The sequence below is a fragment of the Bacillus sp. JJ1127 genome (assembly GCF_036965845.1).
In the GTDB taxonomy this organism is placed as follows: domain Bacteria; phylum Bacillota; class Bacilli; order Bacillales; family Bacillaceae_G; genus Bacillus_A.
The window spans coordinates 5,360-14,882 of sequence record NZ_JBALQK010000030.1 but is presented as its reverse complement, the minus strand read 5'-3'; the positions used below and the strand labels follow the sequence as shown (position 1 = coordinate 14,882).

Here is a 9,523-nt window from a genome sequence, read left to right as displayed (position 1 = left end):
AAAGAGGGGGTTTATATCGTTTTTTTAATTGATGTATATATAAAATAAAAAGAGAGCGAATGAACCTGAATACGTTTTGATAGTACCCTGGACTCGCTCTCCTCTTCATTCTACATGTATTCTCTACGTAAAAACCTCCGTAAATTTCTCCCACGGATATAGACCTGTGTCAGTTCCACATGCATCTTTTCATACTCAATAATATCTGTTTCTAAATATAAACTTTCTCCTGATGGTAATGCCATATACGGCTTTGGAAACATAGGATCCATCGCTAATTCTTGAACTCGCTCCTCTGATACCGCCCAACGATTCGCTATATCCTCACGTAATAACACCTTCACCTTTACTTCCTCCGCCCTATTCAAAAAATAAAAAAGAAATGTTATCACAATTTGTAAATACGACAAATTTAGCTCCAATTGTTTGATAGAGCCTTACTGGATACCTTTTATTCCTTGTGACAACTGTAATAGGCGCTTGGAAAGAAAAGCGAATACGTTCAGTAAAAAAGCTAACCGTTGGAAGTTCATCTCCTAGCAAGATTACTTTCTTTATTCCGTTACACATACTAGTTACATTCTGTTCTTTGTTGCAGCAATAAGTTGATTGAAATCCACAAGCCCGCACTTCCGCTGCTATTTGTTCATTTGCTGTAAAAATAATTAAATCACTTTGAAAAGATACTAATTCTCTTAAACTATTTACTTTATTTTCTTCCCCTACACAAATGAGCGTTAATTCTTTTTCCTCATCCATGTATATCATCCTCCTTAGCATAAAAGAATCTACATAAAAATTGATATTCTCCTATACTAATCAGACTGATGAAGCGATGTATCCATCCATGCACCATCCTCTCTCAATACGCTTACGAAGTTAGCTGTCGGATTCGGGCTTTGAGAGTAGCCCTACTTTCGTCATGAAAGATTCACCCCTAGTGACGATGCACCAATTGGTTCCTCCGCTCCATATATTGGACTCAGCGTTTCAAAAACAGATTCTGGCTGATATAATACTCCTAAATATGGAAAAAGTAAACAATAAAAAAAGCCAGTTATACAACTGGCTTTCTCATCAAAATTTGAATATTTATGCACGTATTTCTTGACGCTTGTATGCAAAATGATTTGTTGGCCCATGACCACTTCCAATATTTAACAGATCTTCAATTGCTATACTAATAAATCTTTTCGCTTCTTGAACCGCCTCTTGAATCTCGTATCCCCTCGCCAGTCCTGCTGTAACTGCAGACGCAAATGTACAGCCGCTTCCATGCGTTTGTTTTGAATCAATACGTTCACTTCTAAATTCAATAAACTGCCCACCATCGAAAAGCAAATCAATTACTTCGTTACCTTGATATTCTGCGTGTCCGCCTTTCATAAGAATGTACCGAGCTCCTAATTTATGCAGTACTTTCGCAGCTTCTTTACTATCTTCTATATTATGAATCTCCATCCCCGTTAACACTTCTGCTTCTGGTACATTCGGCGTTACAACCGTCGCTACTGGCAATAAATACTCTTTTAATGCTTGCACCGCTTCTTGTTGCAATAACGACGCACCACCTTTTGCGATCATAACAGGATCTAGCACAATATTATTCCAGCCAAATTTTTTAATATGTTCTGCAACGACCTTAATAATTTCACTACTAAATAGCATACCAAGCTTAACAGCATCTGGTGTTAGATCAGCACCAATTGAATTTAATTGTTCCTGAATCCCTTCAAGGGGAACAGGATATACCCCCTGTACACCAAGTGTATTTTGTGCAGTAATGGCCGTAATAGCTGTCATTCCATATACACCAAGCTCCTGAAATGTTTTTAAATCTGCTTGAATACCCGCACCGCCGCCACTATCAGATCCAGCAATTGTTAAAGCTTTATTCACTCTCATCTCACTCATCCTTTTCTATCCAAAATAACGATGATAAATTGTTTTTGCTTCTACCGTATCTTTCGTTCCATGCACGAGAACGCGTCCATCTTGGAAAGCAACTAACCTCTTTCCTTCAGCCGAAAATGATAATAAATATGGATTCACTGTTAAATCCGCTACGCGCCCTTGTAATATTTCTTTATACTGTTTAAAATCCAGCTTCTCTTTGTAAGGAGGACGAATTTGCACCGTATTTCTCCCGCATAATACTGCCGCTTTTGAAGTATTTTCTTGGCTTAAATATGGATAAATTGCTTCCACTCCACACGAAGGACAATTATGTTTGCGTAACCTCTGCACATTCATACATGAATATTCATTTTTCCATACATCAAACGATACAAGTCCATCCCGAAGTGCTTCATAATCCTCTACTAACATTTTAAGCGTTTCCGTTACTTGGTGAGAAACAACGAGAGATACAGCAGGTGAAATGATACCTGCTGTATCACATGTCGCTCCGCCAAGCGGAATAGATTGTAATAAACACGCTAGACATGGCGTCTTTCCTGGCAAAATCGTATAGGAAAGGCCGTAACTTCCTATACATGCTCCGTAAATCCATGGAATCGCATGTTCTTGTGATATATCATTCACAATAAAACGTATTTCAAAATTATCAGTCGCATCAATCATCACATCGACATTTGTAACAAGTTGTTCTAACTCTTCTGCCGTTACATCTTGAACGAAAGCTTCTATAGTTACATTGCTATTAATTGCTTGTAAGCGCCTTTTAGCAGCCACAGCTTTTGGAAGATTATTTTTTACATCCTCCTCACAATACAGCTGCTGACGCTGTAAATTACTCCAATCAATATAATCACGATCCACAATTGTCACATGGCCTACACCGGCTCTTACAAGCATCTCTGCATTCGCACTACCAAGCGCCCCAGCGCCGATGATTAATACATGCTTTTCACTTATCTTTTGCTGTCCCTTTTCCCCAATTGGAGAAAATAACTCTTGGCGAGAATATCGACTATTCAACTATGCTCATTCCTTCTAACGGGCTGCTTGCTGTTGCACAGCGCTTACGTGCAATACGTCCTGCTTCAAATCCTAAACGCCCCGCATGAATACCTAGTTTCATTGCTTCTGCCATTTTAATAGGGTCTTTCGCACCAGATACAGCTGTATTTAATAAAACACCGTCTGCTCCTAATTCCATTGCAAATGCTGCATCTGCTGGACTGCCAACACCAGCATCAACAATAACTGGTACAGTCGCTTGTTCAATAATAAAACTTAAGTTTAATGGATTTACAATTCCAAGTCCGGAACCAATTGGTGAAGCACCAGGCATAATTGCATGTACACCGAGCTCCTGTAATTTACGAGCTAATACGACATCATCCGATGTATAAGGAAGAACAATAAAACCTTCTTCAAGCAACATTTCAGATGCTTTTAAAGTCTCTACTGGGTCTGGTAATAACGTTTTGTCATCACCAATCACTTCTACTTTTACCATGTCACATAGTCCAGAAGCTTTTGCTAATTTTGCAATGCGAACAGCTTCTTCAGCAGTTTTTGCTCCTGCTGTATTTGGTAATAATGTATATTTTTTTACATCAATTTTTTCTAATAAATTTGGTTGTTCTGCATCAAATATATCCATACGGCGTACTGCAAATGTTAAAATCTCTGCCTCTGATACTTCAATTGCTTTTCGCTGTACATCATAATCCGCAAACTTACCTGTTCCTAATAAAAGTCTAGAATGAAATGAAAATGGTCCAATGTTTAACATAATCAACCGCCTCCTACGAAAGTGACAATCTCAATTTGGTCTCCATCAAAAACAGATGTATCTTGATGATCTTCTTTTTGTAAAATATCTTGGTTACGTTCTACTACGACAATCTTTGTATCTAATCCTAAATGTGTAAGTAATTCTGCTACTGTCTTAATCCTTGCTGGTACCTCTACTTGCCTGCCATTAATTTTTAAGTTCAAGCTTCCATCCCCTTTTTTCTTTTTAGGTGGAAGAGAGCATCCGCTCATACATAGAAGCGGTCACATCCTCTTTCTGCCCCATGCCAAGTGAAAACAAAGAGAGAAAACAAGTGCATATCACCTTTTGTTTTCATAGCAGTAACTTATATGTGAAAAAACAAAATAGCTTTATCTAAATTGACTTTGAAAACAATGAACCTAGCAAATGATTCCCTTGCTTTCCCTCTATTAAATCCGCCATATATTGACCAGAAACAGGACTTAATAAAATACCGTTTCTGTAATGACCTGTACAAGCATACAAACCTTCTATTGCTTCATGCACTCCCATGTATGGAACTTCATGATTAGATTGGGGGCGTAATCCTGCCCAAGTACTTTCCCATTCTGCTTCTTTCAAAGCTGGTAGAATTGTATAAGCACGCTCTAATATCGAAGTAATGCTTTCTGGTTGTACTGATTTGTTAAATGTGTGAGGCTTCATTGTTGCTCCAATTACATAGCGTCCACCACGTTTTGGCGCAATATAAAATCGCTCTTGAAATATAGGAGATTTTAGTAATGCCTTACGGCTCTTTACGGCAACAACTTCTCCTTTTACAGGATATGTACCCCAATCACACCGAAAATGATGCAGGAGTTTTGTGCTCCATGAACCACCTGCAATTACTACTTTTTCACAAGAAATCACACCTTCATTCGTAATAACTCCTACGACTTGATTGTTTTCTATTTTGATATCAAAAACTTCTGTTTGTTCGTATATATCAGCACCAGATATTGCAGCGGAGTGCGCGAATGCTTTTGTCAGTTCTGGAGCGATAACGTGACCATCTTTTGGATAATATACAGCGCAGGTAATAGATGAAGAGAGAAATGGCTCTTTTTCACGAAGCTCATCGCCTGTCATAAAATACGATTCTTCACCTGTTTTCAGTTGCCAGTTCATAATATCTAGTATTCTCTTCTTCTCATCCTTATTTTGAGCAATGCGATATATACCTTTCTCCTCATACCCAATATCAATCCCCGTTTTTTCACGTAAAGCTTCTGCAAGCTGCGGAAATATTGCACGGCTTTCTCTAGCAAGTTCAAATAACGGATCATACGCATCCCATTCTGCCTGCACACCAAGTAAACCCGCCGCTGCTTTAGATGCTTCCGATGCAATCCTTTGCTTCTCAACAATCGCAACTCGGTATCCTCTTTCGGCTAGAAAATGTGCAACTGAACTACCAATCACACCACCGCCAATAATAGCTACATCATACTTCTCACCCATGATTTTCCGCCCACTTTCTTATTGTCTCCTTGTATAGCTTTGCCTGCTCATATGGTTCGCTGCTACTTACAATTCCAGACATCACAGCAATCCCACTCACACCAGCCGTAAGAATTTCTCCTGTATTTTCAGGTGTTACCCCTCCAATAGCTGTAATTGGTATGGTTAAGCGCCTTGCCATATTTGAAATTTCCTCCAAGCCTCTTGCCGGAACACCCTCCTTACAACTTGTTGGAAATACATGACCATAAACAAGTGAATCCGCTCCGTTTTTAAACGCTACTATCGCTTCTTCTAGAGAATGCACAGAATAACCAACATGCAAATACGAAAACTTTTCCTTCACAGATCTCACATCCGCGCTTTGATATCCCAATTGCACACGCGGGATATTTAATAAAATAGCTATATCAATTCGATCATTAATCACAAGCTTAGATGCCGGAAACCCCCTCTTTAAGAGTCTTTCCACACCTTCATACAATTCTTTCGTACTTTTATCACGCTCACGAATATGCAAATAATCAATCTCACTCTCAATTTGCATCGCTACATTCACTAACTCTTCGAATGTCATCTGACCATTTGAGATAACATGGAGCTCGTCTTTCATATCCATTCGCCTACTTTAAAATGTTTTCGAATAATTCATTGGCAGGAACAATCTCTTTTGTCATTCCTTTTTCTTTCAACCATTTGTTCTGTTTCTCCCATGATTCTTTTGTATCTGATAAAAACGGCTCATCTTTCGTCTCCATTTTCTCTAACAAAATTTTCATGCTTTCTTTCTCAACTTCTGGAACAAGTGGGAAGTTTTCTTTTTCTTGATGATCTAATAGAATATTAAGCGCCTCATCTGGGTTCTTTTTCATAAAGTCATATCCTTTTTTCGCACCGCGTAAAAAGGCCTGCAACGCTTCTTTATCTTTTTTCAATGTTTTATCACCTGTTACAAAAACAAGTTCATGATAGTTTGGTACGCCATAGTCAGCTGGGTTGAAGTACGCTGGTTCATGTCCTTGATGGCGCATAACAGGAACCTCATGGTTAATGTACGCCCCGGTTACAGCATCTACTTTTTTCGTAATTAAAGCTGGTACTAAATCAAATCCAACATCTACTACTTTTACGTTATCTGGATTACCACCATCTTCTTTTATCATCGTTTTTAAATACGCTTCGCTTAAAGGTGTTCCAGAATACCCAACTGTCTTGCCCTCTAAATCTTTTGGCGACTGAATGCCAGCTGATTTCAACGAGACAACATGGTTTAATGGCGAACGGACAACAGCTCCAATTGATTTTACCGGGATTTGTTCATTTGCCCTTGCAATCACAACATCCGGCTGATAATATAAACCAACTGTTACTTTTCCTGCCGCCGCTAACGTTAATGGATCAGTTGGATTCGAAGGGAATTTAATATTCACTTTTACTCCTTCCTCTTTAAAATACCCCTTTTCGATCGCTGCATAGATAAAACTATGAACCGCGTTTGGGTACCAATCGAGCATTACTGTTATTTCTTTTTCTTTCTTCTTTGATGCTGCATTACTAGAACACCCTGCAATCATTGCAACTAATAATGTAAACACAAAGATGCGTTTTAATAACTTCATGAATGTTTCCTCCAACTAATAAATTTCCTTTCTAGTATAGAAACAAGTAATACAAAGAAAATAGCAAGCAATGATAACAACACAATTGGTGCAAATACACCTGCTCCATCTAATTGTGTCATCATTCGTTTACTAAAGTAGCCTAGACCTGCTTGAGCCCCAAGCCACTCACCGATTGCTGCTCCAATAACACTAAGAGGAACTGCAATCTTTAATGCTGAAAAAAAGTATGGAAGTGCAGATGGTAACTTTAACTTGAGAAAAATATCTTTTTTCGTTGCACCATATGTAACGAAAAGCTCCTCCCATTCTTTCTTCGTACTGCGTAATCCGTCATACGTATTTACCGCAATCGGGAAAAATGTAATCAAAACCGTAACAACTACTTTGCTCCAAATTGAATATCCAAACCATAAAACAAATAATGGTGCTAGCGCTGTAATTGGTATGGTTTGCGAAGCAACTAATAATGGATAAAAAGCCCTTTCCATCCATGTGCTAGCATTCATTAACATTGCGAGTCCCACGCCAAGTACAATGGAAATAACAACACCTATTAAGACTACATATAGCGTTGCTGGTAAATGAACCGTAAATAATATATCTCTGAGTGCCCATATTTTAGCTATAATTGCAGTCGGCGATGGCAGAATGTACATTTCATCTACAATTCTTGCTCCCACCTCCCAGCTTACAAGTAAGATACTGCTCAAAATCAATGCAGGCATTAGCTCTATAACGCGCTTCATATGAGCACCTGCCTTTGCAACATACCAAGTAGTTCATCTTTTAACGCTAATATCTCAGGCCGATGCAAATCTTTTCTTGAGCGATCCACTCCAAGTGGTACAATACGCTCCGTCAAATTTGTTATCGGCTGCTCTGTTACTACCAAAATCCGATTAGAAAGAAAAAGTGCTTCTTCTACATCATGCGTAATGAACAAAATTGTTTTTTGCCATTGCTTCCATTGTTCAAACAACCATTCTTGCAATGTAGCTTTCGTTAATGCATCCAATGCGCTAAACGGTTCATCTAACAATAAAATATCCCCGCCTGTTAATAATGTTCGAATAAATGACACTCGCTGCCGCATACCACCCGACAAGTCTTTTGGATACTTTTGCTCATACCCTTGTAAACCAAATTGTTCTAAAAGGTCCTTTGCCTTTAGATGTGCTTTCTTTTTCTTTACACCCTGACACTCTAACGGCAATGCTGCATTTTCAATAATTGTTCTCCACGGCAGTAGCATATCTTTTTGTGGCATATACCCTACAGGATGACTCGTTGTCTCTGTCAGTTGAATCGTTCCAGCCGCTGGTTTTTCTAATCCTGTGATTAAACGAAATAATGTACTCTTGCCACAGCCACTCGGTCCAATGATACTTACAAACTCTTTTTCTTGCACAGAAGCATCTAGGCCATTTATGATTGGCTTTTCATCATAATGAAAAGAAACATTATGAAACTGTAGTATGCTCTTGGTCCTCAAAACCCCACATCTCCTTACGATATGCCATATCCCAGAATAAATACTCAAATCGGCTGGAATATAAGAAAATCTCTTCTAATCGAGCTAACTCTTGTTCAGATTTCCCTTCGGCTAGTTCATTTAATAAATCCATTAACCAAGTGCAAAGATTCCCGTACTCTTCTGAGCTATATCCTTGAATCCATTCCCCAAAAAATTCGTGATTACTTGCTCCTGGAATATCATTTAAGCGTTTTCCAATCTCCCAATAACTCCACATGCAAGGAAGCAGTGCTGCAATTAATTCTGCAAGCGTACCATTTTGTGAAACAGACATCATATAGTTTGTATACGCCAAATTTTTAGCGGATGGCTTTGCCTCCTCCATCTCTTGTATAGAAATACCAAGACGTTTTGCATACTGTTTATGGATTGTCATTTCTCCATTTAAAATGCCGTCTATTTGTTCTGCAAATTTTGCCATAACTTGTGGATTTGTTGCTTTTACAACTCCAATTGCATATAGTTTCGCATAATCTAGCAAATATAAATAATCTTGTATGATGTAATATTGGAATTTATCTTTCTCTAACGTACCGTCACCCATTCCAGTTACAAATGGATGATTGTGGCTTTTTTCCCAAACAGGTTGCACCGTCCTAAATAATCTCTCACAAAATTTCATTTCTCTTTCCCCTTCCTGTATATCCGTTTATTTAAATAAAAAAGCCACTCCTATATATAAGAAGTGGCTACAGCAAATAAAAATATATTTATTCGTTGTTGTTGTTCCACTTCCCTTCGCTAGTATTACCTAGATCAGGTCCATAAGAGTTAAGGATTATTCCTCTCTCAGCCTATAAAGCACCCCTAGTGGTTTTCACTATTCATTTTTCAAATAAAAAAGCCCCGTTTCTTTGCGCAAAGAAACGGGGACCTATTATTAGTGTCCGAATTGCTTCCCTACGCTAGCATAACCTAGATCAGGTAATTGAAGGATCAAAGACTTACGGCCCTACTCTCAGCTGGCAACACCAGCTCTCCTAGCACAATATGAAATTACCATTGTCAGTATAACACTGTCACCAATCATCAGCAACTATTTTAATTTCTCAATTGTACATACATAAATAAAATTATAAAATACGTATAGTTCACTTATATTCCAAAACATTCAATTACTATATAAATCCATTTTCATTTTTCAACATCTAAATCCCTGCTATGCAGAATAAAAAG

General features: G+C 38.3%; 12 protein-coding genes and 3 riboswitches. All 12 genes read right to left on the bottom strand.

Going from position 1 to position 9,523, the window contains the following annotated elements:
• Positions 1 to 110 precede the first annotated feature (110 nt).
• Positions 111 to 344, bottom strand: a complete 234-nt coding sequence (locus V7183_RS03915; protein ID WP_335358732.1) for a hypothetical protein — start codon at positions 342 to 344, stop codon at positions 111 to 113.
• Between the two features lie 16 nt (positions 345 to 360).
• Positions 361 to 759, bottom strand: coding sequence for a hypothetical protein (locus V7183_RS03910; RefSeq protein WP_335358731.1), 399 nt, complete (start codon positions 757 to 759; stop codon positions 361 to 363).
• Between the two features lie 93 nt (positions 760 to 852).
• Positions 853 to 998: riboswitch (cyclic di-AMP (ydaO/yuaA leader) on the bottom strand.
• A gap of 94 nt (positions 999 to 1,092) precedes the next feature.
• Positions 1,093 to 1,914, bottom strand: a complete 822-nt coding sequence (gene thiD, locus V7183_RS03905; RefSeq protein ID WP_335358730.1) for a bifunctional hydroxymethylpyrimidine kinase/phosphomethylpyrimidine kinase — start codon at positions 1,912 to 1,914, stop codon at positions 1,093 to 1,095.
• Between the two features lie 6 nt (positions 1,915 to 1,920).
• Entirely contained in the window at positions 1,921 to 2,940 is a 1,020-nt protein-coding gene (locus V7183_RS03900; RefSeq protein WP_335358729.1) for a thiazole biosynthesis adenylyltransferase ThiF, read from the bottom strand.
• A complete protein-coding gene (locus tag V7183_RS03895; protein WP_335358728.1) occupies positions 2,933 to 3,703 on the bottom strand; it encodes a thiazole synthase in 771 nt (256 codons plus the stop codon). Before V7183_RS03895 ends, V7183_RS03900 begins: the two co-directional genes overlap by 8 nt.
• Positions 3,704 to 3,705: 2 nt before the next feature.
• Entirely contained in the window at positions 3,706 to 3,909 is a 204-nt protein-coding gene (gene thiS / locus V7183_RS03890) for a sulfur carrier protein ThiS (protein WP_097897726.1), read from the bottom strand.
• 172 nt (positions 3,910 to 4,081) lie between these two features.
• Positions 4,082 to 5,191, bottom strand: a complete 1,110-nt coding sequence (thiO, locus tag V7183_RS03885; RefSeq protein WP_335358727.1) for a glycine oxidase ThiO — start codon at positions 5,189 to 5,191, stop codon at positions 4,082 to 4,084.
• Entirely contained in the window at positions 5,184 to 5,804 is a 621-nt protein-coding gene (gene tenI, locus V7183_RS03880) for a thiazole tautomerase TenI (RefSeq protein WP_097897715.1), read from the bottom strand. Before tenI ends, thiO begins: the two co-directional genes overlap by 8 nt.
• Before the next feature lie 10 nt (positions 5,805 to 5,814).
• Positions 5,815 to 6,810 (bottom strand): ABC transporter substrate-binding protein, encoded by a 996-nt coding sequence (locus V7183_RS03875; RefSeq protein ID WP_097897716.1) that lies wholly within the window; start codon positions 6,808 to 6,810, stop codon positions 5,815 to 5,817.
• A complete protein-coding gene (locus tag V7183_RS03870; protein WP_097897717.1) occupies positions 6,807 to 7,559 on the bottom strand; it encodes an ABC transporter permease in 753 nt (250 codons plus the stop codon). The genes V7183_RS03875 and V7183_RS03870 overlap by 4 nt, the downstream gene beginning before the upstream one ends.
• On the bottom strand, positions 7,556 to 8,305 hold the full coding sequence (locus V7183_RS03865) for an ABC transporter ATP-binding protein (RefSeq protein WP_335358726.1): 750 nt from the start codon (positions 8,303 to 8,305) through the stop codon (positions 7,556 to 7,558). Before V7183_RS03865 ends, V7183_RS03870 begins: the two co-directional genes overlap by 4 nt.
• Positions 8,274 to 8,969, bottom strand: a complete 696-nt coding sequence (gene tenA / locus V7183_RS03860; RefSeq protein ID WP_097897719.1) for a thiaminase II — start codon at positions 8,967 to 8,969, stop codon at positions 8,274 to 8,276. Before tenA ends, V7183_RS03865 begins: the two co-directional genes overlap by 32 nt.
• 94 nt (positions 8,970 to 9,063) lie before the next feature.
• A riboswitch (TPP riboswitch) is annotated at positions 9,064 to 9,166 on the bottom strand.
• Between the two features lie 61 nt (positions 9,167 to 9,227).
• A riboswitch (TPP riboswitch) is annotated at positions 9,228 to 9,339 on the bottom strand.
• Positions 9,340 to 9,523: the final 184 nt, after the last annotated feature.